The sequence below is a fragment of the Pseudacidovorax intermedius genome (assembly GCF_001476815.1).
In the GTDB taxonomy this organism is placed as follows: domain Bacteria; phylum Pseudomonadota; class Gammaproteobacteria; order Burkholderiales; family Burkholderiaceae_C; genus Xenophilus; species Xenophilus intermedius_A.
The window spans coordinates 60,961-84,628 of record NZ_LDSL01000052.1 but is presented as its reverse complement, the minus strand read 5'-3'; the positions used below and the strand labels follow the sequence as shown (position 1 = coordinate 84,628).

General features: G+C 71.3%; 26 protein-coding genes. 11 read left to right on the top strand and 15 right to left on the bottom strand.

All coding sequences use genetic code 11. From position 1 onward, the window contains the following. Positions 1 to 32 precede the first annotated feature (32 nt). On the top strand, positions 33 to 1,757 hold the full coding sequence (gene phaC, locus NS331_RS08935; protein WP_058641654.1) for a class I poly(R)-hydroxyalkanoic acid synthase: 1,725 nt from the start codon (positions 33 to 35) through the stop codon (positions 1,755 to 1,757). Between the two features lie 38 nt (positions 1,758 to 1,795). After that, positions 1,796 to 2,974, top strand: coding sequence for an acetyl-CoA C-acetyltransferase (locus tag NS331_RS08930; RefSeq protein WP_058641653.1), 1,179 nt, complete (start codon positions 1,796 to 1,798; stop codon positions 2,972 to 2,974). Between the two features lie 98 nt (positions 2,975 to 3,072). Here NS331_RS08930 and NS331_RS08925 read toward each other — a convergent pair whose 3' ends face one another. Next, the gene (locus tag NS331_RS08925; RefSeq protein ID WP_058641652.1) at positions 3,073 to 4,875 is read right to left on the bottom strand and encodes a diguanylate cyclase; all 1,803 of its coding nucleotides are present in this window, start codon (positions 4,873 to 4,875) and stop codon (positions 3,073 to 3,075) included. Then, positions 4,872 to 5,420 carry a nucleoside 2-deoxyribosyltransferase gene (locus tag NS331_RS08920; protein WP_058641651.1) on the bottom strand — a complete coding sequence of 183 codons (549 nt, stop codon included), beginning with the start codon at positions 5,418 to 5,420 and terminating at the stop codon, positions 4,872 to 4,874. The genes NS331_RS08925 and NS331_RS08920 overlap by 4 nt, the downstream gene beginning before the upstream one ends. A gap of 117 nt (positions 5,421 to 5,537) precedes the next feature. Between NS331_RS08920 and cuyB the strand changes: the two genes are divergently transcribed. Next, a complete protein-coding gene (gene cuyB / locus NS331_RS08915; protein WP_082702348.1) occupies positions 5,538 to 6,305 on the top strand; it encodes a cysteate racemase in 768 nt (255 codons plus the stop codon). A 12-nt stretch (positions 6,306 to 6,317) separates the two neighbouring features. Here the strand turns inward: cuyB and NS331_RS08910 are convergent, their stop codons facing one another. Next, positions 6,318 to 7,208 carry a LysR family transcriptional regulator gene (locus tag NS331_RS08910; RefSeq protein WP_058641649.1) on the bottom strand — a complete coding sequence of 297 codons (891 nt, stop codon included), beginning with the start codon at positions 7,206 to 7,208 and terminating at the stop codon, positions 6,318 to 6,320. 102 nt (positions 7,209 to 7,310) lie between these two features. Continuing rightward, positions 7,311 to 7,808: a DUF2059 domain-containing protein gene (locus tag NS331_RS08905; protein ID WP_193758065.1), complete on the bottom strand. Its 498-nt coding sequence runs from the start codon at positions 7,806 to 7,808 to the stop codon at positions 7,311 to 7,313. Between the two features lie 222 nt (positions 7,809 to 8,030). Between NS331_RS08905 and NS331_RS08900 the strand changes: the two genes are divergently transcribed. Continuing rightward, entirely contained in the window at positions 8,031 to 8,732 is a 702-nt protein-coding gene (locus tag NS331_RS08900; protein WP_058641647.1) for a hypothetical protein, read from the top strand. Between the two features lie 21 nt (positions 8,733 to 8,753). On the opposite strand, the gene NS331_RS08895 is transcribed toward NS331_RS08900, so the two are convergent. The 6 genes from NS331_RS08895 to NS331_RS08870 all read right to left on the bottom strand — a co-directional run bounded on the left by NS331_RS08895 (position 8,754) and on the right by NS331_RS08870 (position 13,147). Beyond that, positions 8,754 to 9,248: a dihydrofolate reductase gene (locus tag NS331_RS08895; RefSeq protein ID WP_058641646.1), complete on the bottom strand. Its 495-nt coding sequence runs from the start codon at positions 9,246 to 9,248 to the stop codon at positions 8,754 to 8,756. Between the two features lie 20 nt (positions 9,249 to 9,268). Next, positions 9,269 to 10,078 carry a thymidylate synthase gene (locus tag NS331_RS08890; RefSeq protein WP_058641645.1) on the bottom strand — a complete coding sequence of 270 codons (810 nt, stop codon included), beginning with the start codon at positions 10,076 to 10,078 and terminating at the stop codon, positions 9,269 to 9,271. 78 nt (positions 10,079 to 10,156) lie between these two features. Further along, positions 10,157 to 10,810, bottom strand: a complete 654-nt coding sequence (locus tag NS331_RS08885) for an ATPase (RefSeq protein WP_058641644.1) — start codon at positions 10,808 to 10,810, stop codon at positions 10,157 to 10,159. A gap of 11 nt (positions 10,811 to 10,821) precedes the next feature. Further along, complete coding sequence (locus tag NS331_RS08880; RefSeq protein ID WP_058641643.1) at positions 10,822 to 11,187, bottom strand: TA system antitoxin ParD family protein; 366 nt, start codon at positions 11,185 to 11,187, stop codon at positions 10,822 to 10,824. Positions 11,188 to 11,304: 117 nt separating this feature from the next. After that, positions 11,305 to 12,735: an FAD-binding oxidoreductase gene (locus tag NS331_RS08875; RefSeq protein WP_058641642.1), complete on the bottom strand. Its 1,431-nt coding sequence runs from the start codon at positions 12,733 to 12,735 to the stop codon at positions 11,305 to 11,307. Positions 12,736 to 12,739: 4 nt separating this feature from the next. Then, complete coding sequence (locus tag NS331_RS08870) at positions 12,740 to 13,147, bottom strand: DUF2069 domain-containing protein (protein WP_058641641.1); 408 nt, start codon at positions 13,145 to 13,147, stop codon at positions 12,740 to 12,742. A gap of 70 nt (positions 13,148 to 13,217) precedes the next feature. Between NS331_RS08870 and NS331_RS08865 the strand changes: the two genes are divergently transcribed. Next, the gene (locus NS331_RS08865; protein ID WP_058641640.1) at positions 13,218 to 14,489 is read left to right on the top strand and encodes a YihY family inner membrane protein; all 1,272 of its coding nucleotides are present in this window, start codon (positions 13,218 to 13,220) and stop codon (positions 14,487 to 14,489) included. Between the two features lie 25 nt (positions 14,490 to 14,514). On the opposite strand, the gene NS331_RS08860 is transcribed toward NS331_RS08865, so the two are convergent. Further along, positions 14,515 to 14,868: an Mpo1-like protein gene (locus NS331_RS08860; RefSeq protein WP_058641639.1), complete on the bottom strand. Its 354-nt coding sequence runs from the start codon at positions 14,866 to 14,868 to the stop codon at positions 14,515 to 14,517. Between the two features lie 93 nt (positions 14,869 to 14,961). Here NS331_RS08860 and NS331_RS08855 point away from each other — a divergent pair, with 93 nt between their 5' ends. From NS331_RS08855 to NS331_RS08840, 4 genes are all read left to right on the top strand, one after another. Next, a complete protein-coding gene (locus tag NS331_RS08855; protein WP_058641638.1) occupies positions 14,962 to 15,333 on the top strand; it encodes a thioredoxin family protein in 372 nt (123 codons plus the stop codon). A 122-nt stretch (positions 15,334 to 15,455) separates the two neighbouring features. Continuing rightward, on the top strand, positions 15,456 to 16,115 hold the full coding sequence (locus NS331_RS08850) for a response regulator transcription factor (protein ID WP_058641637.1): 660 nt from the start codon (positions 15,456 to 15,458) through the stop codon (positions 16,113 to 16,115). Further along, positions 16,112 to 17,497: a sensor histidine kinase gene (locus NS331_RS08845; protein WP_058641636.1), complete on the top strand. Its 1,386-nt coding sequence runs from the start codon at positions 16,112 to 16,114 to the stop codon at positions 17,495 to 17,497. The genes NS331_RS08850 and NS331_RS08845 overlap by 4 nt, the downstream gene beginning before the upstream one ends. A 197-nt stretch (positions 17,498 to 17,694) precedes the next feature. Further along, on the top strand, positions 17,695 to 18,087 hold the full coding sequence (locus NS331_RS08840; RefSeq protein ID WP_082702346.1) for a YgiW/YdeI family stress tolerance OB fold protein: 393 nt from the start codon (positions 17,695 to 17,697) through the stop codon (positions 18,085 to 18,087). On the opposite strand, the gene NS331_RS08835 is transcribed toward NS331_RS08840, so the two are convergent. Further along, positions 18,080 to 18,886: an alpha/beta fold hydrolase gene (locus NS331_RS08835; protein WP_058641635.1), complete on the bottom strand. Its 807-nt coding sequence runs from the start codon at positions 18,884 to 18,886 to the stop codon at positions 18,080 to 18,082. The two genes, NS331_RS08840 and NS331_RS08835, sit on opposite strands and share 8 nt — an antisense overlap. A gap of 1 nt (position 18,887) precedes the next feature. Next, entirely contained in the window at positions 18,888 to 20,198 is a 1,311-nt protein-coding gene (locus NS331_RS08830) for an O-acetylhomoserine aminocarboxypropyltransferase (protein WP_058641634.1), read from the bottom strand. A gap of 158 nt (positions 20,199 to 20,356) precedes the next feature. Between NS331_RS08830 and NS331_RS08825 the strand changes: the two genes are divergently transcribed. Further along, on the top strand, positions 20,357 to 20,824 hold the full coding sequence (locus NS331_RS08825) for a CBS domain-containing protein (protein WP_058641633.1): 468 nt from the start codon (positions 20,357 to 20,359) through the stop codon (positions 20,822 to 20,824). A 139-nt stretch (positions 20,825 to 20,963) separates the two neighbouring features. On the opposite strand, the gene mog is transcribed toward NS331_RS08825, so the two are convergent. Further along, positions 20,964 to 21,572: a molybdopterin adenylyltransferase gene (mog, locus tag NS331_RS08820; protein WP_058641632.1), complete on the bottom strand. Its 609-nt coding sequence runs from the start codon at positions 21,570 to 21,572 to the stop codon at positions 20,964 to 20,966. After that, positions 21,572 to 22,228: a ribosome biogenesis factor YjgA gene (gene yjgA / locus NS331_RS08815; protein WP_058641631.1), complete on the bottom strand. Its 657-nt coding sequence runs from the start codon at positions 22,226 to 22,228 to the stop codon at positions 21,572 to 21,574. The genes mog and yjgA overlap by 1 nt, the downstream gene beginning before the upstream one ends. A gap of 61 nt (positions 22,229 to 22,289) precedes the next feature. Between yjgA and pmbA the strand changes: the two genes are divergently transcribed. After that, positions 22,290 to 23,660 (top strand): metalloprotease PmbA, encoded by a 1,371-nt coding sequence (gene pmbA, locus NS331_RS08810; RefSeq protein ID WP_058641630.1) that lies wholly within the window; start codon positions 22,290 to 22,292, stop codon positions 23,658 to 23,660. Positions 23,661 to 23,668: the final 8 nt, after the last annotated feature.

The window sequence follows — 23,668 nt, the reverse complement described above, 5'->3', positions numbered from 1 at the left end:
CGCACCATCGCAGGTGAGGCACCGGAGACCGCATGAAGCAGCAAGACGCGACCGCCCAGATGAACGCCATGTTCGGGCCGTTCCAGCAGGCCTTGACCGAGGGATGGGGCAAGGCGGTCAACGCCTTCGGCCAGATCGGCGGCACGGTCGGCGGCACCGCGCCGGAGATCCCCCGCATCACCTTCGACCCGGGCCGCTTGCAGGCCATCCAGCAGCAGTACGTCGAAGAGGCCGGCGCGCTGTGGCGCCAGGGCCTGGCGGTGCCGGTGCCGGGCGACAAGCGCTTCGCCGGCGAGGGCTGGGTGGGCAACCCCATGGCCACCTTTTCGGCTGCCGTCTACCTGCTCAACGCCCGCACCCTGCTGGCCATGACCGAGGCGGTCGAGGCCGATGCCAAGACCCAGGCTCGCCTGCGCTTCGCGGTCGAGCAGTGGATGGCCGCCTCGGCGCCCAGCAACTTCCTCGCCTTCAATGCCGAGGCGCAGCAGAAGGCCCTCAAGACGCAGGGCGAGAGCATCGCCCGCGGCATGCAGAACCTCATGCACGACATCCGGCAGGGCCACGTCAGCATGACCGACGAAAGCGCTTTCGAGGTCGGCCGCAACGTCGCCACCACCGAGGGCGCGGTGGTGTTCGAGAACGAGCTGTTCCAGCTCATCGAATACAAGCCGCTGACCGACAAGGTGCACGAGCGGCCGCTGCTGCTGGTGCCGCCGTGCATCAACAAGTTCTACATCCTCGACCTGCAGCCCGAGAACTCGCTGGTGCGCCATGCCACCGCCCAGGGCCACCGCACCTTCGTCGTGAGCTGGCGCAATCCCGACGACTCGCTGGCCCACACCACCTGGGACGACTACATCGAAAAGGGCGCCATCGCCGCCATCGGCGCGGTGCAGGCCATCAGCGGCCAGGACAGGCGCGGCGGCAAGATCAACGTGCTGGGCTTCTGCGTCGGCGGGACCATCCTGGGCACCGCGCTGGCGGTACTGGCGGCGCGCGGGCAGAAGCCGGCCGCCTCGGTCACCTTCCTCACGACGCTGCTGCGCTTCGAGGACACCGGCATCCTCGACGTCTTCATCGACGAGGCCTTCGTCCGCTTCCGCGAGATGCAGATGGGCAGCGGCGGCCTGATGCCGGGCGCGGACCTGGCGTCCACCTTCAGCTTCCTGCGGCCCAACGACCTGGTGTGGAACTACGTGGTGGGCAACTACCTCAAGGGCGAGTCGCCGCCGCCCTTCGACCTGCTGTACTGGAACAGCGACGCCACCAACCTGCCGGGCCCCATGTACGCCTGGTACCTGCGCAACACCTACCTGGAAGACAAGCTGGCCGACAAGGATGCCGTGACGGTCTGCGGCGAGAAGGTGGACCTGGGCCGCATCGACATCCCGGCCTACATCTACGGCTCGCGCGAGGACCACATCGTGCCCATCGGCGGCGCCTATGCCACCACGCAGCTGCTGTCGGGGCCGATGCGCTTCGTGATGGGCGCTTCGGGCCACATCGCCGGCGTGATCAATCCGCCGGCCAAGAAGAAGCGCAGCCACTGGCTGCGCGAGGACGACACCTTCCCGCCCACCAATGCCGAATGGCTGGAAGGCGCCACCGAGCATCCGGGCAGCTGGTGGACCGACTGGGACGCCTGGCTCAAGCGCCATGCCGGCAAGCAGGTCCCCGCGCCCAAGGCCTATGGCAACGGCGCGGCCTACCAGGCCATCGAGCCGGCACCCGGCCGCTACGTCAAGGCCAAGGCCTGAACCCGCCCCTTCATCGTTTTCATCGGAGAGAAAGCATCATGGAAGACATCGTCATCGTTTCGGCCACCCGCACGGCCATCGGCAAGTTCGGCGGTTCGCTGGCCGGCATTCCGGCCACCGAACTGGGCGCCATCGTCATCAAGGAGGCCCTGGCCCGCGCCAAGGTCGAGGCCGACCAGGTGGGCGAGGCGATCATGGGCCAGGTGCTGGCTGCCGGCGCCGGCCAGAACCCGGCCCGCCAGGCCTGGCTCAAGAGCGGCGGTGCCAAGGCCACGCCCGCGCTGACCATCAATGCCGTCTGCGGCTCGGGCCTGAAGGCCGTGATGCTGGCCGCCCAGGCCATCAACGCCGGCGACAGCGACATCGTGGTGGCCGGCGGCCAGGAAAGCATGAGCCTGGCGCCGCACGTGCTGCCCAACTCCCGCAACGGCCAGCGCATGGGCGACTGGAAACTGGTCGACACCATGATCACCGACGGCCTGTGGGACGTGTACAACCAGTACCACATGGGCATCACGGCCGAGAACGTGGCCAAGCAGTACGACATCAGCCGCGCCGCCCAGGACGAGCTGGCCCTGGCCAGCCAGCAGAAGGCCGCCGCCGCGCAGGACGCCGGCAGGTTCAAGGACGAGATCACGGCCGTCCACATCCCGCAGAAGAAGGGCGATCCGCTGGTCTTCGACGCCGACGAGTTCATCAACCGCAAGACCAACGCCGAAGGCCTGGCCGGCCTGCGCCCCGCCTTCGACAAGGCCGGCGGCGTGACCGCGGGCAATGCCTCGGGCCTGAACGACGGCGCCGCAGCCGTGGTGGTGATGAGCGCGAAGAAGGCCGCTGCACTGGGCCTCAAGCCCCTGGGCCGCATCGCCAGCTTTGCCACCACCGGCCTCGATCCGGCCATCATGGGCATGGGCCCGGTGTCGGCGTCGAAGAAGGCGCTGGAGCGCGCCGGCTGGAAGGCCGCCGATCTGGACCTGCTGGAGATCAACGAAGCCTTCGCCGCCCAGGCCTGTGCCGTGCACAAGGAAATGGGCTGGGATACGAGCAAGGTCAACGTCAACGGCGGCGCCATCGCGCTGGGCCATCCTATCGGCGCCTCCGGCTGCCGCATCCTGGTGACGCTGCTGCATGAAATGGCCCGCCGCGATGCCAGGAAGGGCATCGCCTCGCTGTGCATCGGCGGCGGCATGGGCGTGGCGCTGACCATCGAGCGCTGAGACGTCCGGCGGGGCCTGCGCCCCGTCTTCGTTCCACGCGACGGCGCCTGGCCGGCGCGGTTCCCGGGGCCCGGCACGACCGGGCCTTTTGCCGTGCGTCAGGCGCCGCCCGGGTCGGCCGCGAAGCTGTAGCCCGGCCCGTGCGCCTGCTGCTTGCTGCGATACATGGCCTGGTCGGCCGCACGAAGCAATTCGTCCAGCGTGTCGCCGTCCTGCGGGCGGCAGGCGATGCCGATGCTCATGCCCACGCGCAGCGGCTGGCCTTCCCAGTCGACCGGCTCCGCGGCCTGGGCCACCAGGCGGTCGGCCAGCATGGCCAGCACCTCGCGGCGCGGCTCGCCCGCCAGGAGCAGGGCGAATTCGTCGCCGCCAAGGCGGGCCACCAGGTCGGAGTCCCGCACCGCCTCGCGCAGCCGTCGCGCCAGGGTGGCGAGCACGGCGTCGCCGGCGGCATGGCCATGCTGGTCGTTGACCGACTTGAAGCCGTCCAGGTCCAGCAGCAGCACGGCGAAGGGCCTCTCGTCGCGCAGCCAGCGATTGGCCTGCACCTCCAGGCCGGCGCGGCTGGCGGCGCCGGTGAGCGCGTCGGTGCGCACGGCATCGATCAGCTCCAGGTTGTGGGCGGCCAGGGCCTGTTCCGAGCGCAGCACCAGCCGCAGCCGCGAGGCCGCCGCGATGGCGAACACCACCAGCTCCATCACCAGCGCGCCCTGGGTCAGGTTGGTCTGGCCGGGCTGCCATTTGAGCCAGCCCCAGGCCGCGAAGATGATGCTCGAGACGGCCAGCAGCAGCACGGCCACGCCCACGCAGTACAGCACCGCCGGCCAATAGCGCCGCCGACCGGCCACGACCGCACCGGCCAGCAGCACGCCGGAGGCCAGCACCACCGAGGCCTGCACCAGGTTGAAGGTCAGCAGCGGATGCCGGCCGAACAGTCCGTAGACGGCCGCCGCGCCCAGCACGAAGCTCAGGCCCACCACCAGCCGGTCGAGCCAGGGCGCGAAGTAGCGCAGGTTGAGCAGCCGCCGCCCGAACTGCAGCTTGCAGATGACCCACAGGGCCGGCATCAGCGTGTACATCGCGCCGGCCGCCGCGGGCCAGTGGGCGAAGGGATAACGCAGCGTGTGGCCGTTGAAGCCGGCGATGGCGCCCAGCGCGCACAGGCAGGACAGCAGGTAGTAGACGTAGATGGCCTCGCCGAAAACCAGCAGCAGCACCAGGCCGTAGACCAGCAGGCCGAACATGATGCCGTAGCTGACGCCGTCGAACATCCGCTTGTCCTGCGTGGACTCCAGGTAGTCGGCCGTGCGCCACACGCGCATGTCGTAGATGCGGGCGAAGGTGGAATCCACCCGCACGTAGACGGTGTAGGGCTGCGCATCGGGCAGCTGGAAGCGCCACGACATCTGCTCGGCCGAGGCCGGGCGCGTGGCCCACGGGTGGCGCATGCCCGTGACCACCGGCTCGGCCAGCGCCCGGCCGTCGGGGGCGAAGGGGCCGAAGAAACGGATGTCGTGGGTGGAGACGGTGGGCACGACCAGCAGCCATTCCTGCGGCGCGTCGGCGGGGTCGGCCAGCCGCAGCTGGAACTTGAACCACAGCACCCGGTCGGCCTCGCGCCCGCGCAGCGGCTCGGCCGGCAGCGTGAAGCGCGACTGCCATTCGGGCGATCGCACGTCGTCGATGCCGAGCTGGCGGCTGCTGTCCTCCAGCACCTGCAGGTGCCAGGCCAGCTGCTGGCCGCTCAGGTTGCGGCCGATGGCGACGGGCGCCAGCCGCTCGGCCTGGGTCGGCACCGCGGCGTTGGACTGCGCGGCGGCCAGGCCCAGCCAGAGCAGCAGCGCCAGCCACGGTGCGAACGCCCATCCGGTGGATGGACGGCGGACGGCGGCCCGGCTCATCGGGCGGCCGTCTCCAGCAGGCCGGCCAGCTGGCGCAGCGCGGCGGCGGCATCGGCCGCCAGGGGCGTGGAGCGGGTGATCATGAGGTTCAGCCGCTGGCCGCGGCCCTCGACTTCGACGCCGCCGGCCCGCTCGCGCAGCACGCCGCGGGCATCGGCCACGCAGGGCAACTGGGCGGCCACGCGTGCGGCATAGCTGTCCGCCGGCACGCCATAGCCCACCACCGGCCGGCCCAGCGCGACCGCGAAACCGACTTCGAACACCGTGCCTGCATCGGGCTCCAGCCCACGGAAGGGCTGCAGGTTGGCCACGACGCCGCTGCAGTCGCGGATCAGCGCGATGTTGCCCTGGTAGATGCGCTCGGCCTCCTCGTCGCCGGTGGCGGCGCCGGCCAGGTCGAGGCTGGCGTCGGACGGCGCCACGCCCTCCAGGCCGAGGGCGGCGCACAGCTGCTTGAGGTCGCGGAACACGGCCGCGTGGTCGGGCCTGAAGATGTCCGGGCCCGCCAGGTAGATGCGGGGCGGGCGCCCGAGGTCTGCATTCATCGCCGCCATTTTCGCGGTACCGGCGCGTTTGGCCATGACAAAGACCATAAGTGCGGCTGATGGATGGCCGCGCAGCTTCGATGGCCGTCGCGGCCGGGCAGCACCTAGGATCCGTCCATGACTTTTCCTGCTGCCGCGCTGGCGTTGTCCTGCACCGCATCCGTGGACGCCGCGCCCACGCTGGCGCCCATCGGCATCCTCGGCGGCATGGGGCCGCTGGCGACGCTGGACTTCATGCACAAGGTGCTGGCCGCCACGCCCGCCCGCCGCGACCAGGACCACCTGCCGCTGCTGGTCAGCTCCATTCCGCAGATTCCCGACCGCACGGCCGCCTTCCTGGGCGAGGGCGAATCTCCGCTGCCCGCCCTGGTGGCCAGCGGCCGGCGCCTGGCCGATGCCGGCGCCCGGCTGCTGGTGATGCCCTGCAACACCGCCCACCTCTGGTTCGAGCCGCTGCGCGCCGCCGTCGGCCTGCCGATGCTGCACCTGGTGGACGCCGCGCTGGACGAGGCCCGCCGGCTCACGCCGCCCGATGCGCCCATCGGCCTGCTGGCCACCCGCGCGACGCTGGAATCGGGGCTGTACGTGGCGCGGGCCGGCACCGGCGTGCGCTGGGAACTGCCCGATGCACACGCGCTCGCCGCGTGGGTGATGCCCGGCATTCAGGCGGTGAAGGCCGGCGAGCTGGACCGGGGCCGGCAGCTGCTGGGCCGTGCCGCCCATGCGCTGGCGCAGCGCGGTGCGCGCACGCTGGTGCTGGGCTGCACCGAGATTCCGCTGGTGCTGGATGCCGGCACCGCCGGCCTGCCGGTGATCGACGCCACCGCGGCGCTGGCCCGCGCCACCGTGGCCTGGGCGCTGGCGCAGCGCCGGCTGGCGGCGTAGCGCGGCGCGGCCTCAGGCGCCGTCGGCCGTCACCGCGCGCAGCGCCTTCAGGAAGTCGGCCACCGGCCGCGGCGAGCGCACGCCCTGCGGCAGCAGTGCCCGCACCTCCACCGCGATCTCCGGCAGCAGCGTGCGCACGTGCAGCGCCTCGTCGCGCCGTGCCTGGGCGGTGAAGGAATCGACGATGGCCGGGCCGAAGCCCTGTTCCGCCAGCACCAGCGCGATGTGGTGCGTCTGCACCGTGATGCCGCCGGTGGGCACCACGCCCAGCCGGGACCACTGCTCCGCGAGCATGGTGCCGATGGGGTCGCGCTCGTCGATGCGGATGATGGGGCTGCGCAGCACCTCGTCCAGCGCCACGGTGGCGCGCGCGTCGGCGCCGGCATGGTCCACCCGCGACACGCACACCAGCCGGCCGCTGGCGATGGCCTCCTCGTGCAGCGCGGGATGCGGCGCGCTGCCGTAGACGATGCCGACGTCGCCTTCGTGCAGCGCCATGGCCTGCGCGATCTCGCGCGAGTGCAGCGTGCGGATGGTGACCGGCATGTCCGGGTGGCGGCGCTTGAACACCGCCAGCGCGTCGGGCAGCGCGCGCACCGCGAGCGAGGGCACGATCAGCACCCGCAGCGGCGTGCCCGCGTCGCGCCCGAGCGCCAGCGCCACGCGGCGCACCCGCTCCAGCTGCGCCATCAGCGGCTGCACCTCGGCATACAGCGCCTGCGCCTCGGCCGTGGGCACCAGCCGGTTGCGCTGCCGCGTGAAGAGGGCGTAGCCCAGTTGCAGCTCGGCATGCTGCAGCGTCTGCGTGGCGGCGGGCTGCGTCACGTGCAGCAGCCGCGCGGCGGCGCTCACGCTGCCCGTGAGCATGACGGCGTGGAAGACCTCGAGGTGCTTGAGTTTCATGGGCGAGGCCGCGAGTGTGCGCCAGGCCCGCGGCGGTCGCTGTCGGCTAGTTCATTTTTTGGCCGGCTGGATGTCTTTCGACCCGTCGGCGGCCCGAGCACCTTATTTGGCTTCGATCCCGGCCTGTCGCAGCGATTCGAGTAAGGCAGCCTGGAACTTTGGAAGGGCAGTGGCGACCAGTTGCTGCGTTGCGGCGCTCATGCGCTGGACGAGTTGTGGTTGCTTGTCGACAAAGCGGCGGCCTACCGGCGAGCCAAAAAAACGGATGAGTTCATCGACCTCTTCCTGCGAATACGTCTCCATGTACGCTTGTGCGACCAATGGCTTGAGCTTGGCCCAGTTCAGTTCCTGGCGGACGAACTGCATGATCTGGTCGGGAATGACTTGAACGGCCTTTTGCTGCTGTGCGGTCAGCGACTTGCCGTGCGTGCTCGCTTCCACGCCCTGGCGTATGGACCGCTCTACCGCGGCCGTCATCGCATCCAGCGTATTCGGAGAGTGTGTGAGCGTCACCAGTTGGTCGATGGACGCCTCGGTGGGCGGCGCAGCGAAGGTCAGGTTGCACAGCGCGAGGGAGGCCAGCAGCAGCACGCGTTTCATGGCGGGAACGGTAGTGATGTGGGGCTGACAGCGCGCTGACATTGGGCCGGCGTTGGCCCCATGGGCTCCATTTCTGCAATGACGGACCTCGCCGACGGCCGCATTGCGAGGGGCTTTCCGCACCAGGCGCAGTCAGGTGGCCGAGAGCCAAGCGGCGTCGAATGGCGCATCGCCGCCATGAAAGCGTCCATGCTCCGCTCTGTCCTTGTTCCGTTTGCCACCATGGCCGTTGCCGCGCTTGCCTGCGCCCAGGAGGCGCCGGCGCCCACGCTGCATGCTGGGGACAAGTGGGTCTACCAGATCAAGAGCGAGACACCGGCTGCCGGCGCGACCACGCGCCACTGGGAAGGCACGATCGAGCGCGTGGGCACCGGCTCGATGGTGCTCGGCATCAAGCCGGCCGACTCCAATCTGCCGGCGCGCGAGAGGATGGTCCAGGACGACTGGAGCAACCAGCAGAGCGTCAACGGCAAGACCACGACGGTCAGCAAGAACTTCGACTTCCCGCTGAAGACGGGCAAGACCTGGCGGGTGGACGTCACCCAGGATCGGCCCAATCCGCAAATCGTGTCGCTGCGCAATACGCTGGACTACAAGGTGCTCGCCTGGGAGGACATCACCGTGCCGGCGGGTACCTTCCATGCGTTGAAGATCGAGGCCGAGGGCGAATGGCACAAGGAGTTCGCGCCGACCAATGCCACGGCCTCGACCGCGTCGCAGGCCGGCGTCGCGGGCAGCATGGCGATCGCGCAGACGCGGCCCTCGACGGTGCCGCCGCCGCTCACGGGGCGCTTCTACCGGGCCATCTGGTACGCGCCCGAGGCACGGCGCGAGGTCAAGTCGGTGTACGAGGACTTCGACGCCGCCGGCACGCTCCTGCATCGCGAGAGCGCCGATCTCGAGTCGTACCAGGTGCAGCCCTGATGCAGCGCGAATGGAGCGGCCTCAGCCGCGCTCGTAGGTCACGAAGGCGAAGCGCATTGCGCCGGGCGCGGCGCTGGTGTGCACCTCGCGCGCCGTCTCGCGCCAGCCGGCATCGAGCACCGGCGCGAAGGCGTCGCCGTCGAAGTCGCGGTCGATCTCGGTGACGACGGCGCGCCGGGCCAGCGGCGCGGCCTCGGCATAGAGTTGGGCACCGCCGATCACCCAGACCTCGGGCGCTTCGCCCGCGGCGGCAATGCCCTCGGCCAGGCTGCCGGCGCGCACGGCGCCGTCGGCCTGCCAGCCGGGCTGGCGCGTCACCACGATGTTGGTGCGGCCCGGCAGCGGGCGAAAGCGCGGCGGCAGCGAATCCCAGGTGTGCCGGCCCATGATGACCGGGCAGCCGCGCGTCTGCGTGCGGAAGTGCGCCATGTCCTCGGGCAGGTGCCAGGGCAGGGCGTTGTCCCGGCCGATGACGCCGTTGGCGGCGCGGGCGTAGATCAGGTTCAGGCGGCCCATCGGCGTGTGCGGACCGTGCGTCAGACGGCCACCGGCGCTTTGATGGCCGGGTGCGGGTCGTAGCCCTCGAATTCGAAGTCCTCGAACTGGTAGTCGAAGATGCTCGCCGGCCGGCGCTTGATGCGCAGCGTCGGGTAGGGGCGCGGCTCGCGCGACAGTTGCAGCGCCACCTGCTCGGCGTGGTTGCTGTAGATGTGGCAGTCGCCGCCGGTCCAGACGAAGTCGCCGACCTCCAGGTCGCATTGCTGCGCCAGCATGTGGGTTAGCAGCGCATAGCTGGCGATGTTGAAGGGCACGCCCAAAAAGATGTCGGCGCTGCGCTGGTAGAGCTGGCAGGACAGCCGGCCCTCGGCCACGTAGAACTGGAAGAAGGCGTGGCAGGGCATCAGCGCCATCTTCGACAGGTCGGCCACGTTCCAGGCGCTGACGATGATGCGGCGCGAGTCGGGGTTGGTCTTGAGCTGCTCCACCACCTGCGCGATCTGGTCGATGTGGCCGCCGTCGGGCGTGGGCCAGCTGCGCCACTGCACGCCGTACACAGGGCCCAGGTCGCCGTCCTCGCGCGCCCATTCGTCCCAGATCGTCACGCCGCGTTCGCGCAGCCAGTTGTTGTCGGACGACCCCGCCAGGAACCACAGCAGCTCGTGGATGATGGACTTGAGGTGGACCTTCTTGGTGGTCACCAGCGGAAAGCCTTCGCGCAGGTCGAAGCGCATCTGGTGGCCGAACACGCTCTTGGTGCCGGTGCCGGTGCGGTCGCTCTTGAAGACGCCATGCGTGTCCACATGGCGCATGAAGTCTTCGTACTGGGAGCGGATGGGGCGGGTCATGGCGGAAGGGGCGGTTGGCCCGGCAGGGCGGAAGAAGAAGACGCGGCGCCGGCAGCGGGGCCGGCGCGGCCCTGTAGTTTATGCGGCGGCGTCCTTGTCGGCCGGGGGCGTGGCCGCCGCATCGTCGGCGATGCGCGCCGCCCAGGCCGGCAGCGGCGGGTCGAGCAGCACCCAGCCGGCCGCCGTGCGCAGCGCCACCAGGCGCGGGCCGCCCTGCTCGGCGTCGCGGCCGTCGTAGAGGTAGGCCGCGTCGGCCTCGCGCACGGCCTCGGCCAGCAGTGCCAGCGTGCGCGGATAGCGCGCCAGGATGCGTTCCGGCGGCACGGCATGGCCGCCCTCGCGCACGCGCTGGGCCACGCGGCCGACCAGGCGCTGCGGGTCGTCCAGCGCCACCACGTGCAGCGCGACGGTGAAGCCGGCGGCGCGCGCCTCGCGGATCAGCCCGAGCTTGGAAGGATGGGAGAAGACGGTCTCGCTGGCGAAGGGCGTGCCGCTGGCGATGAGCGCGGCGCGGCGGCCGTCGGCCCAGGCGCGGGCCGCCTCGGAGCGGGCCTGCGGATCGGCGATGTGCTGCAGGTGCGCGCGCTCGTGCAGGTCCGCATTCACGAATTCCAGGTCGCGGCCGACGATGCCTTCCTGCACCAGGGCGCGGTAGAGCGTGGATTTGCCGGCACCGTTCGGGCCGGCCAGCAGGTGCAGCCAGCGCGGCGGGGCGCCGCGGGCGGTCGCCATCGGCAGGGGGATCAGGCGGTGGGGGCCAGCTCGCCGGCTGGTGCGGCGGCGGCGTCGCCGGCCAGGGCGCGGTTCTCGTTCACCAGGGCGCGCACCCGCTGGGCGAGAGTGCCGCTGGCCTGCGCGGCCAGCAGGCGGGCGGTGAGGGCGTCGATGGAGGCGGGGGCGGCCGGTGCCTCGGCCTGGCGGCGTTCATGCGCCTCGATGGCGGCACGGGCCTCCTGCACGCTCAGGCCGGTGTGCTCGACGATCTGGCCCAGCGTGGCCCAGTATTCGATCTGGCTGGCGATGGAGCGGCGCATGGGTTGCGCGGCGCGGCGGGCCTGTTCGACCAGCGGGGTGGGCAGCTTGACCGAGGCGAAGGCGGATGCGGGCATGGCAAGGACTCCTGATTGGCGCATTTTGCGCCACGGCTCTTAATCCGCGCCACGGTCAGGGGTGCTCCGCCTGCGCGGCGGTGATGCGAGGGGCGCCGCGAGGGGCGGGTACCGCGCTCAGCCCGCCAGCACGCGTCCCGGGTTGAGCAGCCCCTGCGGGTCCAGCGCCGACTTGATGGCCCGCATCATGCCCAGCGCCACGGGCGACTTGTGCTTTTCCAGCGTCTCGACCTTCAGGCTGCCGATGCCATGCTCGGCCGAGAAGGAGCCGCCGAACTTCTGCACCTGGGCATAGACCAGCTCGTTCACCCGCTTCTCCTGGTCGCGCAGGAAGGCCCTGGCATCGCCCTCGGCCGGCGCCTGCACGTTGTAGTGCAGGTTGCCGTCGCCCAGATGGCCGAAGTTGACCAGCCGCACGCCGGGGATCTCGCGCGCCAGCAGCGCGTCGGTCTCGTGGCAGAAGGCCGGGATGCGCGACACCGGCAGCGAGATGTCGTGCTTGATGTTGAGGCCTTCCTCGGCCTGGGCCAGCGGAATGCTCTCGCGGATGTGCCAGAGCTCGTGCGCCTGCGACAGGTTCTCGGCCACCACGGCATCGGCCACGCAGCCGGATTCGAAGGCCGCTTCCAGCAGCGACTCGAAGCGGGCGCGGGCATGTTCCTCGGACTCGCTGTCGGAGTTCTCCAGCAGCACGAAGTAGGGATGCCCATCGCCGGCTTCGTCGGCAAAAGGCACCTTCAACTGCGGCATGTGCCGGCGCACCAGGCTGAGCGCGAAGCGGCCCATGACCTCGAAGCCGGTCAGCCCCGCGCCCAGGTGGCGCTGGGCCTGGCCGAGCAGTTGCACCGCGTCGTCGAAGGAGCCCACCGCCGCCCAGGCCGTGAGCCGCGCCGCCGGCTGCGGAAAGAGCTTGAGCGTGGCGGCCGTGATGATGCCCAGCGTGCCTTCGCTGCCGACCATCAGGTCGCGCAGGTCGTAGCCGGTGTTGTCCTTGCGCAGGCCGCTGGTGCCGTCCCACACCTCGCCCTGGGCGGTGACCACTTCCAGGCCCAGGCACAGCTCGCGCGCGTTGCCGTAGCGAAGCACCTGGGTGCCGCCGGCGTTGGTGGCCAGGTTGCCGCCGATGGTGCAGCTGCCCTCGGCCGCCAGGCTGAGCGGGAACAGGAAGCCGGCCTTGGCGGCGGTCTCCTGCAGCACCTGCAGCACGCAGCCGGCCTCGACGGTGATGGTCAGGTTGGCGGCGTCGATCTCGCGCACGGCGGCCATGCGCGCCAGGCTCAGCACCACCTGGCGGCCGCTCTCGTCGGGGATCGAGCCCACCGCCAGGCCGGTATTGCCACCCTGCGGCACGAGGGCCGTGCCGGCGGTGGCGCAGGCCTTGACCACGGCAGCCACCTCGGCCGTGCTGCCCGGGCGAACGACGGCCAGCGCCTTGCCGCGGGCGCGCTTGCGCCAGTCCTGCTCGTAGGCGGTGAGGTCGCCGTCGGTGAGCACATGGGCGGCGCCGACGATGGCGCGCAGCGAGTCGATCAGGGCAGGGGTGGTCATGGCGTCAGGAAGTCGATGGATCGGCGGCGCGCATCTGCCGGCCGGCGCGCAGCCGCAGCCGCACATGCCAGGCGCAGGCCGCGAAGAGCAGCAGGCACAGCGCGATCTCGAGGCCGGCGAGGGCGCGGCTGAGCGGCAGCGCGTCGCTCCAGGCGCGCACCACGCCCTCGGTGAAATAGAGCCACACCAGCAGGCTCAGCCAGCGGTAGGTGTACATGCGCCACTTGAGCAGGCCGGCCAGCGGCACCAGCAGCGGCAGCACCTTGAGCGCCAGCCAGCTGCCGCCGGGGCGCAGCGGCGCCAGCCACAGCTCCCAGGCCAGGCCCAGCGCGATCAGGCCCAGCAGGCTGCCCACCGCCAGCGTGCGCGTGGCGGCGACGGCGGCCGAGGGACGGGCGGTGGGTGCGTTCAAGACCGGGGAAAGGCAGGGGGAGAAACAGGCGCGCCACGGGCGGGCGGCGGGGTGTCAGGGCGGCGGTGGCATGATACCCAGCATGATTCGCCATCGGCTCTGGAGGGATGTGACGCGCTTCCCGTGGCGCAGCACCGCGGCGGTGCTGGGCGAGCGCTTCCGCGACGACCGGCTGGCGCTGACGGCCGGCAGCCTCACCTTCACCACCACCATCGCGCTGGTGCCCTTCTTCACGGTGGCGCTGGCGCTGTTCACCGTCTTCCCCATCTTCGCCACGCTGCAGGACCGGCTGCAGCGCTGGCTGGTGCAGAGCCTGATCCCCGAGAACATCGCGCGGCAGGTGCTGGGCTACCTCACCCAGTTCGCGGGTGCCGCCAGCGGGCTGGGCATCGTGGGCCTGGGCGTGCTGCTGGTCACGGCCATCGCGCTGATCCTGACCATCGACAAGACGCTCAACGGCATCTGGCGCGTGCCGCGGCCGCGGCCCTTCGCCCAGCGGGTGCTGATCTACTGGGCGTCGATCACGCTGGGCCCGCTGCTGCTGGCGGTGAGCCTGTCCACCACGGCCTATGTGTTCAGCGCCTCGCGCGGGCTGATCGGCGAGGCGGGGCTCAACCTGCGCTGGCTGTTCGACGGTGCCGAATTCCTGCTGCTGGCCCTGGGCATGGCCGCGCTCTACCACTACGTGCCCAACACGCAGGTGCGCTGGGCGCATGCCTGGGCGGGCGGCCTGTTCGTGGCCGCGGCCATCGAGGTGGCCAAGCGGGTGCTGGCCTGGTATCTCAGCCTGGTGCCCACCTATTCGGTGCTCTATGGCGCCTTCGCCACCGCGCCCATCCTGCTGATCTGGATCTACACCGCCTGGATGATCGTGCTGCTGGGGGCGGTGATCGCGGCCTACCTGCCGATCCTGCTGGCCGGCGTGGCCCGGCGCGGCGGCCATCCCGGCTGGCCGATGCAGCTGGGCGTGGAGGCGCTGCGCCTGCTGGCCCATGCGCGCAACGGCCCTGCGCGCGGCCTGGGCGTGCAGGAGATGGCCAAACGGCTGCGCGCCGACGTGCTGCAACTGCGGCCCGTCATCGACGCCCTGGTCGATCTCGACTGGGTGGCCCCGCTGGCCGAGGAGACGCCGCAGGGCGACCCGCGCTACGTGCTGCTGGTGGACCCGGCCACCACGCCGCTGGCGCCGATGCTGGCCGCGCTGCTGCTGCCGCGCCGGCCGGCGCTGGAGGGCGTGTGGCAGCGCGCGCCGCTGGCCCGCCTGACGCTGGCCGATGCGCTGCGGCCCACGCCCACGCCCGTCGGCCCCGCCGCCCAGGACGGGCCCGTCGCGCCGCACTGAGCCATGCGGCCGTGCGGCCTGTGGTTCAGAGCTTGACGCGCCCCGCCCAGATGTCGCGGTACATCACCCAGTCGCCCATGAAGCTGTAGAGCGGCCGCTTGAAGGAGGCCGGCCGGTTCTTCTCGAAGGCGAAATGACCGATCCAGGCGAAGCCGTAGCCGGCGAAGAGCGCGCCCAGCAGCCACCACGGATTGGCCGTGACCACCAGCACCGCCAGGCAGGCCAGCGCCAGCGTGGCGCCGATGAAATGCAGCCGCCGGCAGCGGCGGTCGGCATGCTCGCTCAGATAGAAGGGATAGAACTCGGCGAAGCTCGAGAACTGGCGCGGATCGACGGCGGCACCGGCCGGCGTGCGCGTGGCGGCGGGGGAGGGATTCATCGCTGTCTCCTGTGCCTCTTGATGGGCTTGCCCATAATAGCGACGGCCCCTTCCGCGGCCCAAGCCCCTCCCCAAGACCCTGACGACCGCACCGTGACCGACGCCGCCGCTGCCGACTCCACCTGGGCCGTGTGCCTGTGCGCCGAATGGTGCGGCACCTGCCGCGACTACCGGCCGCTGTTCGCCGAAGCGCAGCGCACGCACCCGCAATTGCGCTTCGCCTGGGTGGATGTGGAAGACCATGCCGAGCTGGCCGACGACTTCGACGTCGAGACCTTCCCCACGCTGCTGCTGGCGGGGCCGCAGGGCGTGCATTTCCTCGGGCCGATGCTTCCGCATGCCGGCACCCTGTCGCGTTTGCTGGCCGCGCCGCCCACCGCCGCGCCGGCGGACGCGGCCGTGCGCACGCTGCTCGCCGCGCTGGCGGCCCGGCAGGACGACGCCTTCGCGGTCGATGCGGCCTGAGCGCCGCCGGCGCGCGACATCGACAGGCTCGAAGGGCCGGCGCGCGGCATGCGTCGCCGTGTCTGCCCCCGCCCCGGGCTCACCTCAGATGGCCTTCATCTTCCGCATTTAGCCTGACCGCCATGCGCATCCTGCTGGTCGAAGACGACACCTCCCTCGGTGCCACGGTGCAGTCCTGGCTGCAGATGGACGGCCATGCGGTCGACTGGCTGCAGCGCGGCGACCAGGCCGCCGCGGCCCTGGCCACCCATGACTACCAGTGCGTGCTGCTCGACCGCGGCCTGCCCGGCCTGGACGGCGACGGCGTGCTGCAGGCCCTGCGCGCGCGGGGCGCCACGCTGCCGGTGCTGCTGATCACTGCCCGGGACACCGTGGCCGACCGCGTCGAGGGCCTGGACCTGGGCGCCGACGACTACCTGGTCAAGCCCTTCGACCTGGAAGAGCTCTCGGCCCGCGTGCGCGCGGCCCTGCGGCGCGAGGCGCGCCAGCCCGTGCCGGTGCTGCGCCACGGCACCGTCACGCTCGACCCGGTCGCCAAGCGCGTGACCCGGGACGGCGAGGCCGTCGCCGTGACGGCCCGCGAATTCGCCGTGCTGGAGGCGCTGATGCGCCGGCCCACCCACATCCTCAGCCGCGCGCAACTCGAAGAGGCGCTCTACGGCTGGGGCGAGGAGGTGGAGAGCAACGCCATCGAGGTCCACGTCTACAACCTGCGGCGCAAGCTCGGCAGCGGCCTGATCGCCACCGTGCGCAACCAGGGCTACGGCCTGGCGCCGGCATGACGTGGGGCCGCCGCCAGGGCGACCGCCCCCGCGCTGCGGCCTGGTCGCTGCGCCGCCGGCTGCTGGCCACCGTGGCGGGTGCCAGCATCGCCGCCTGGCTGGTCGGGCTGGCCCTGGTCATCCAGGTGGCCTGGCACAGCGCCAGCGAGACCTTCGACGACGCGCTGAAGGAAAGCGCCCGCCTGGTGCTGCGCCTGGGCCGTGAACCCGGCGCCGCCGCCGCGGGTGGCCGGCGCGGCGACGCGCTGCGGCTGCGCATCTATTACCAGCTGGTGTCGCCCGAGGGCCGCGTGCTGCAGCGGGGCGAGGACGCGCCGTCCAGGCCCTTCGTCGACCCGCGCGCGGAGGACGACGAGCACCACGACGTGCGCGCCGACGGCCGCCGCTGGCGCGTCTTCGTGCTGCGCGATCCCGCCACCGGTCTGCAGGCGCAGGTGGGCCAGCCCTGGAAGGAGCGGCTGGAGTTGCTGGAGGACATCGCCGAGCGCCTGGCGTGGCCGGCGCTGGGCCTGCTGCTGCTGCTGGTGGGCGGCTGCTGGATCGCCATCCGCCGGCTCCTGCGGCCGCTGGAGCTGGCCGCCGCCGGCATCGCCGCCAAGTCGCCGCAGGACCTGTCGCCGGTGCCCGCCGACGGCATGCCGCGCGAGCTGCGCCCCATCCTGGCCGCCCTCGACGGCCTGATGGCGCGCCTGTCCGTGGCGCTGGAAGGCGAGCGCCGCTTCACCAGCGACGCCGCCCACGAGCTGCGCACGCCGCTGGCCGCGCTGCGCAACCGGGTGCAGCTGCTCGCGCGCCAGGGCCATCTGCCGGCGGAGGACGCGCGCCAGCTGCGGGCCGACGTGGACCGCAGCACGCAGCTGGTCGAAAGCCTGCTGGCGCTGGCCCGGCTCGATCCTGCGCAAGGGCTGGAGGCGATGGAGGCCGTCGCGCTGGCACCGCTGGTCGACGAGGCGCTGGCCCATGCCCAGGCCGGCGTGGCCGACCGCAACGGCAGCAGCGCGCCGCCGGCGTCCGTCGACACCGACCTGGCGGTCGCCACGCTGGCCGGCCACCCGGCGCTGCTCGCCACGCTGGTGCGCAACCTGATCGACAACGCGCGCCGCTACGGCGGGCCCGGCGTGCGGGTGCGCGTCGACAGCCGGCCGCTGCCCGGCGGCGGCACGCGCCTGGCCGTGCGCGACGACGGCCCCGGCGTGCCGCCCGCGCAGCGCCGGCGCCTGGGCGAACGCTTCTTCCGCGTGCTGGGCAGCGGCCAGCCGGGCAACGGCCTGGGCCTGTCGATCGTGGCGCGCATCGCGGCGCTGCATGGGGCGCGGCTCCATTTCGAGGACGGACTGGACGGGCGCGGACTGTCGGCCGTCCTGGACTTTCCCGCGCGCTGAAAGCGTCTTCGCCGAAGTGCCGTCTTGAGCCCCTCTCCCACGAGGGGAGAGGGATTCATGCGGGGCAGCGCCGTGGGCGAGCGTGCGGTGTCGAGGGGACATCAGATCGCCTTCATCTTCGGCCCGCCCAATGACGTCACTGGCTACCGCAAGGGCGCCAGCCTCGATCCAACCATCACGCATCCAGGAGGTTATTCATGCGTTCTTCGATCCTCGCCCCGGCCCTTGCCCTGTCGCTGCTGGCCGGCGGTACCGCCTTCGCCAACCCCGCCCACGCACCGGCCGCCGCCGCGGCGCCTGGCGGCTATGCGGGCCCCAGCTCGGTGCCGGTGAGCACGGTGCGCCAGCTGCTCGACAGCGGCCGCGACGATCAGCAGGTGCGGCTGCAGGGCCGCATCGTGTCGCACGATGGCGGCAAGCACTACACCTTCGCCGACGACAGCGGCCGCATCCCCGTCGAGATCAAGGCCCGGCACTTCCCGCCCGGCCGCACCGTCGGCGCCGAGCAGCGCGTGGAGCTGCACGGCGAGTTCGAAAAGGGCCGCCACAAGACCGAGGTCGAGGTGGAGCGGCTGGTGGTCCTCAACTGACCAGGAAGTCGCGCAGCGCGAACAGCACCGCGTCGGGCGCCTCGCTCATCAGCGCGTGGCCGGCCTTCACCGTCACCACGCGGGCGCCCGGCGCCAGGTCGCGCAGCGCCTTCGTGGCACGCGGCGGCGTCATCTGGTCGGCGCTGCCCAGCAGGAACAGCACCGGACAGCGCACCTTCGCCATCGCCGCCTCGCCGCCCGCATAGTCGTTGCAGGCCTTGAAGCCGGTGTGGAACACGTTGACGGCCGTGTTGCTCGCCAGCACGCGTCGCATCAGCGCCCGCGAGCCGCCCATCAGCCAGGTGCCCGGTCCGAGCGACGAGGGCGGCGGCGCCAGCATGGAATGCGAGAACGCGTTGACCATGTCGATGGCCTTCTGCGGCGCATTCAGCGCGCTGTCGAGCAATGCCGGCGACACCGCCATCGGATAGGCGGTGCCCACCAGCGCCAGGTGCGTGACGCGCTCCGGCGCGCGGGCCGCGGCTTCCAGTGCGATCAGCGAGCCGAAGCTGTGGCCCACCAGCGCGGCACGCGCCACGCCGGCGGCGTCGAGCAGCGCCAGCACGAACTCGGCCGCCGCCTCCACCGTGGCCGGCGGCGTGCCATCGCTCCTGCAGTGGCCGGGCAGATCGACCGCCAGCACGTTCCAGCCGTGGTGCGCGAACCAGCGGCTCTGCAGGATCCACACGCTGTGGTCGTTGAGCACGCCGTGGATGAACACCGCGGTCGGCTTGGTGGCATCGAAAGGCTTGCCGCCGGTGTAGGCATAGGCGCGGTGGCCATTGACCTGCAATTCCATCTCAGGCCTCCGCTTTCTCGGCGGCCTTGAGCGCCCGCTTGAGGTCGTCGATCAGGTCGTCCGCATCCTCCAGGCCGATGGAGAGACGGATCGTTCCTTGCCCGATGCCCGCACCCGCCAGCGCCTCGTCGCTCATGCGGAAATGCGTGGTGCTGGCCGGATGGATCACCAGCGAGCGGCAGTCGCCCACGTTGGCCAGGTGGCTGAAGAGGCGCAGTGCCTCGATGAAGGCCTTGCCCTGCGCGCGGCTGCCCTTGATGTCGAAGCTGAACACCGCCCCCGCCCCGCGCGCGCCGCCGCGCAGCAGCCGGCCCGCCAGTGCATGGCTGGGATGCGATTCCAGCAGCGGATGGCCGACGCGCGACACGAAGGGATGGCTCGCCAGGAACTGCACGATGCGTTCGGTGTTGGCCACGTGGCGCTCCATGCGCAGCGGCAGCGTCTCGATGCCCTGCAGGATCAGCCAGGCCGTGTGGGGGCTCATGGCCGCGCCGAAGTCGCGCAGCCCTTCGCGCCGTGCGCGCAGCAGGAAGGCGCCCACGGTGCTCTCCTCGCTGAACACCATGCCGTGGAAGCCGTCGTAGCCCTGCGTCAGTTCCGGGAAGCGGCCGGACGCCTCCCAGTCGAAGCTGCCGCCGTCGACCAGCACACCGCCGATCACCGTGCCATGGCCGGACAGGAACTTGGTGGCCGAGTGGTAGACCAGGTCCGCGCCCCAGTCGAAGGGCTTGATGAGGTAGGGGGACGTGAGCGTGGAATCGACCAGCAGCGGCACCCGCGCCTCGTGCGCGATCTGGGCGATGGTGGGAATGTCCAGCACGTCCAGGCCGGGATTGCCGACGGTCTCGCCGAAGAGCAGTTTCGTCTCCGGCCGGATGGCGGCGCGCCAAGCGTCGACGTCGCCCGGCTTGACGAAGGTGGTCTCGATGCCGAAGCGCCGCATCGTGTAGTGCAGCAGGTTCTGCGAGCCGCCGTACAGCGCCGTGCTGGCCACGATGTGCGAACCCGCGCCCATCAGCGTCGCCACGGCCAGGTGCAGCGCGGCCTGGCCGCTGGCGGTGGCGATGGCGCCGATGCCGCCCTCGAGCGCCGCCACGCGCTGCTCCAGCACCGCGTTGGTCGGGTTGCTGATGCGGCTGTAGACGTGGCCGGCGCGCTCCAGGTTGAACAGCGCCGCCGCATGGTCGCTGGACTCGAAGACGAAGGAGGTGGTCAGGTGGATCGGCACCGCCCGGGCGCCGGTGGCCGGGTCGGGCGCGGCGCCGGCATGGAGGGCCAGGGTGTCGAAGCCGGGGTCGGAATAGCCGCTCATGGCTGGGCTCCGCAAGGGGCGGCGGCGGAAATGCGAGGTATCAAGCGTGTCTCCTTGTCAGCGCCGGCGGTGCCGCTGCCACGAAAGTGTCGGGGAGGGCGCCAGCCGCGAGGCATTGTGGGCTATATTTTCAGGACGGTTTCTTGAGGAGCACCCCGATGAAAGTCAGCGACATCCTGCGCGTGAAGGGCAACACGCTCTACACGATCGGCCCCGACGATCCGCTGTCCGAGGCCGTGGACATCATGGCGGACAAGGACATCGGCTCGCTGGTGGTCATGTCCCATGGCGACCTGGTGGGCATGCTGACCTTCCGCGAGGTGATCGTGCAGATCCAGCGCAACGGCGGCGCGGTCGGCGAGACCCGGGTGCGCACCGCCATGGACGACGCGCCGCTGACCTGCACCAACGAAACCGACCTCGACGAAGTGCGCCGCATGATGCTGGAGCGCCATGCCCGCTACATGCCGGTCATGGACAAGCGCATGCTGATGGGCGTGATCAGCTTCTACGACGTGGCCAAGGCCGTGGTGGACAGCCAGAACTTCGAGAACAAGATGCTCAAGGCCTACATCCGCGACTGGCCGGCGGAAGAAGAGAACGCGCAGAACCAGCCCTCGCTCTGAGACCCCGGCAGCGAGGTCGCGCGACGGCGGCAGAGGCAATACGCCGCGCATTCCTGGGAAGGGATGCGCGGCGTTCTTTATGGCGGCGGCCGGCTCGGGAGGGTTGAACGCGCAGCAGGCTGCGTTCGTTCACGCCGGATCAGGCCTGGGATTCGCGCGGCGGCCTCAGCGCCGACTTGGGCCGGAAGGCCTTGCAGACCGCATCGTGCGTCTCGAGGTAGGGCCCGCCGATCAGGTCGATGCAGTAGGGCACGGCCGCGAAGATGCCGGGCACCAGCTGGCTGCCGTCGGCGGCCTTGAGGCCTTCCAGCGTCTCGGCGATGGACTTGGGCTGGCCGGGCAGGTTGACGATCAGGCTGCGCTCGCGGATCACCGCGACCTGGCGCGACAGGATGGCCGTGGGCACGAAGCGCAGGCCGATCTGCCGCATCTGCTCGCCGAAGCCGGGCATCTCCTTGTGGGCGACGGCCAGCGTGGCCTCGGGCGTGACGTCGCGCGTCGCGGGCCCGGTGCCGCCGGTGGTCAGCACCAGGCTGCAGCCGGCGTCCACCAGCTCGATCAGCGTGGCGCTGATGCGGTCCTGCTCGTCCGGGATCAGGCGCGGCTCGAAGGCGATGGGGTTCTTCAGTGCCCGCGTCAGCCAGTCCTGCAGCGCGGGCAGGCCCTTGTCCTCGTAGACGCCGCTGCTGGCCCGGTCGCTGACCGAGACGATGCCGATCTTCACCGGCGCGAAATCGGCGCCGTCCATCAGGCGTCTTCCTCGCGCGCCTGGGCGGAGGCCTGGTCGGCGTGGTCGTCGTCGCCGTGCACCGACAGTTGCTCGCGGATGCGCTGGAACAGCTCGCGGAAGGCCTTGCCCTGGCGCGGCGCCTCGCCGGGCTTGCCGGCCTGGTGGTCCTTGCGGGCCTGGCGCACCAGGGCGCGCATCTGCTGGGCGTCGGTGCCGGGGTGGGTCTCGATCCAGGCGCCCAAGGCATCGTCGTCGGCCAGCAGGCGCTCGCGCCATTGCTCGGCCTCGTGCAGCATGGCGGTGGCCTGGGCGGGGCCGCGCGCCTGCTCGTCGAGGGCGGTGCGCACGGCGTCCAGCGTCTCGGGGGGCAGCTTGCGCATCAGCTTGCCGACGAACTGCGACTGGCGGCGGCGGCCTTCGAAGTTGGTGATGCGGCCGAGGTCCTTGAGGGCCTCGGTGAGCTGGTCGGGCAGCTGCAGGCGCTCGCGGGCCTCGGCGCGCAGCGTGAGCAGGGCCTCGCCCAGCGCCTGCACCTCGGCGCTCTCGCGCTTGAGGTCGGTCTTGCTGGTCTCGATGCCGCCCTTGAGCTCGCGCTTGTATTCGATGTCGAGTTCGCTGCCTTCGGCGACGAACTGGCCACGGACGAAGTAGCCTTTTTTGGGTTTGCGGGGCATGGCGGGGGAATTGGGTGCGCCGCCCGGCCATCGGGGGCGCGTCGCTATCATTGTCCCTCACATGAGCACCACCACTTCGCGCGCGGAAAGCGGCTTCGCCTACAGCCGAGACTACTTCGAGAACCTGGTCGACACCGCCCTGGCGCATGCCAAGAAGCTGGGTGCCACCGACGCCGGCGCGGAGGCGTCCGAGGGCTGCGGGCTGAGCGTCTCGGTGCGCAAGGGCAAGCTCGAGAACGTGGAGCGCAACCGCGACAAGTCGCTGGGCGTCACGGTCTACGTGGGCAACCGCCGCGGCAATGCCAGCACCTCCGACTTCTCCGAGGCCGCCATCCAGCAGACGGTGCAGGCGGCCTACGACATCGCGCGCTTCACGGCCGAGGATCCGGTCGGCGGCCTGCCCGACGAGGCGGACATCTCCCAGGACCATCCCGAGCTCGACCTCTTCCACCCCTGGGCCATCGACAGCGAAGCTGCCGCCCGGCTGGCGCTGGAATGCGAGGCCGCGGCCCTGTCGACCGACCGCCGCATCACCAACAGCGAAGGCGCGGGTGTGTCGGCCCAGCAGAGCCATTTCTTCAGTGCGCACACGCATGGCTTCCGCGGCGGCTATGCCAGCTCGCGCCATTCGATCTCGGTCGCGCCCATCGCCGGCCGCGGCGACGACATGCAGCGCGACGCCTGGTACAGCTCCATGCGCTCGGCGGACGAGCTGGCCTCGCCGCAGGCCGTGGGCCGCTATGCGGCCGAGCGTGCCCTCAGCCGCCTGAAGTCGCGCAAGATCAAGACCACCGAATGCCCGGTGCTGTTCGAGTCGCCGCTGGCCGCCGGCCTGCTGGGCGGGCTGGTGCAGGCCGTGAGCGGCGGCGCGCTGTACCGGCGCAGCACCTTCCTGCTCGACTCGCTGGGCAAGGCCGTGCTGCCCGCGCACATCGACGTGACGGAAGACCCGCACGTGGTGCGCGGCAAGGGCAGCGCGCCCTTCGACGACGAAGGCGTGGTGACCCGGGCGCGCACCGTGGTCGACGCCGGCCGGCTGGAGGGCTACTTCCTGTCGACCTATTCGGCCCGCAAGCTGGGCATGAAGACCACCGGTAACGCCGGCGGCTCGCACAACCTGACGCTGCGCTCGCGCCTGACCGATCCGGCCGACGACCTGGACGCCATGCTGCGCAAGCTGGGCACCGGCCTGTTCGTGATCGAGCTGATGGGCCAGGGCGTCAACTACGTCACCGGCGACTATTCGCGCGGCGCCAGCGGCTTCTGGGTCGAGAACGGCCAGATTGCCTTCCCGGTGCAGGAGATCACCATCGCCGGCAACCTCCAGTCCATGCTGATGGGCATCCAGGCCGTGGGCGCCGATGCCTACAACTACGGCGCCAAGACGGTGGGCTCGATGCTGATCGACCGCATGAAGGTCGCGGGCGCCTGAGGATTCGG

Bases quoted from the DNA above. Each gene is read 5' to 3' on its own strand.
- phaC (WP_058641654.1), top strand. From the start codon at position 33: ATGAAGCAGCAAGACGCGACCGCCCAGATGAACGCCATGTTCGGGCCG.
- NS331_RS08930 (WP_058641653.1), top strand. From the start codon at position 1,796: ATGGAAGACATCGTCATCGTTTCGGCCACCCGCACGGCCATCGGCAAG.
- NS331_RS08925 (WP_058641652.1), bottom strand. From the start codon at position 4,875: ATGAGCCGGGCCGCCGTCCGCCGTCCATCCACCGGATGGGCGTTCGCA.
- NS331_RS08920 (WP_058641651.1), bottom strand. From the start codon at position 5,420: ATGAATGCAGACCTCGGGCGCCCGCCCCGCATCTACCTGGCGGGCCCG.
- cuyB (WP_082702348.1), top strand. From the start codon at position 5,538: ATGACTTTTCCTGCTGCCGCGCTGGCGTTGTCCTGCACCGCATCCGTG.
- NS331_RS08910 (WP_058641649.1), bottom strand. From the start codon at position 7,208: ATGAAACTCAAGCACCTCGAGGTCTTCCACGCCGTCATGCTCACGGGC.
- NS331_RS08905 (WP_193758065.1), bottom strand. From the start codon at position 7,808: ATGAAACGCGTGCTGCTGCTGGCCTCCCTCGCGCTGTGCAACCTGACC.
- NS331_RS08900 (WP_058641647.1), top strand. From the start codon at position 8,031: ATGGCCGTTGCCGCGCTTGCCTGCGCCCAGGAGGCGCCGGCGCCCACG.
- NS331_RS08895 (WP_058641646.1), bottom strand. From the start codon at position 9,248: ATGGGCCGCCTGAACCTGATCTACGCCCGCGCCGCCAACGGCGTCATC.
- NS331_RS08890 (WP_058641645.1), bottom strand. From the start codon at position 10,078: ATGACCCGCCCCATCCGCTCCCAGTACGAAGACTTCATGCGCCATGTG.
- NS331_RS08885 (WP_058641644.1), bottom strand. From the start codon at position 10,810: ATGGCGACCGCCCGCGGCGCCCCGCCGCGCTGGCTGCACCTGCTGGCC.
- NS331_RS08880 (WP_058641643.1), bottom strand. From the start codon at position 11,187: ATGCCCGCATCCGCCTTCGCCTCGGTCAAGCTGCCCACCCCGCTGGTC.
- NS331_RS08875 (WP_058641642.1), bottom strand. From the start codon at position 12,735: ATGACCACCCCTGCCCTGATCGACTCGCTGCGCGCCATCGTCGGCGCC.
- NS331_RS08865 (WP_058641640.1), top strand. From the start codon at position 13,218: ATGATACCCAGCATGATTCGCCATCGGCTCTGGAGGGATGTGACGCGC.
- NS331_RS08860 (WP_058641639.1), bottom strand. From the start codon at position 14,868: ATGAATCCCTCCCCCGCCGCCACGCGCACGCCGGCCGGTGCCGCCGTC.
- NS331_RS08850 (WP_058641637.1), top strand. From the start codon at position 15,456: ATGCGCATCCTGCTGGTCGAAGACGACACCTCCCTCGGTGCCACGGTG.
- NS331_RS08845 (WP_058641636.1), top strand. From the start codon at position 16,112: ATGACGTGGGGCCGCCGCCAGGGCGACCGCCCCCGCGCTGCGGCCTGG.
- NS331_RS08840 (WP_082702346.1), top strand. From the start codon at position 17,695: ATGCGTTCTTCGATCCTCGCCCCGGCCCTTGCCCTGTCGCTGCTGGCC.
- NS331_RS08835 (WP_058641635.1), bottom strand. From the start codon at position 18,886: ATGGAATTGCAGGTCAATGGCCACCGCGCCTATGCCTACACCGGCGGC.
- NS331_RS08830 (WP_058641634.1), bottom strand. From the start codon at position 20,198: ATGAGCGGCTATTCCGACCCCGGCTTCGACACCCTGGCCCTCCATGCC.
- NS331_RS08825 (WP_058641633.1), top strand. From the start codon at position 20,357: ATGAAAGTCAGCGACATCCTGCGCGTGAAGGGCAACACGCTCTACACG.
- mog (WP_058641632.1), bottom strand. From the start codon at position 21,572: ATGGACGGCGCCGATTTCGCGCCGGTGAAGATCGGCATCGTCTCGGTC.
- yjgA (WP_058641631.1), bottom strand. From the start codon at position 22,228: ATGCCCCGCAAACCCAAAAAAGGCTACTTCGTCCGTGGCCAGTTCGTC.
- pmbA (WP_058641630.1), top strand. From the start codon at position 22,290: ATGAGCACCACCACTTCGCGCGCGGAAAGCGGCTTCGCCTACAGCCGA.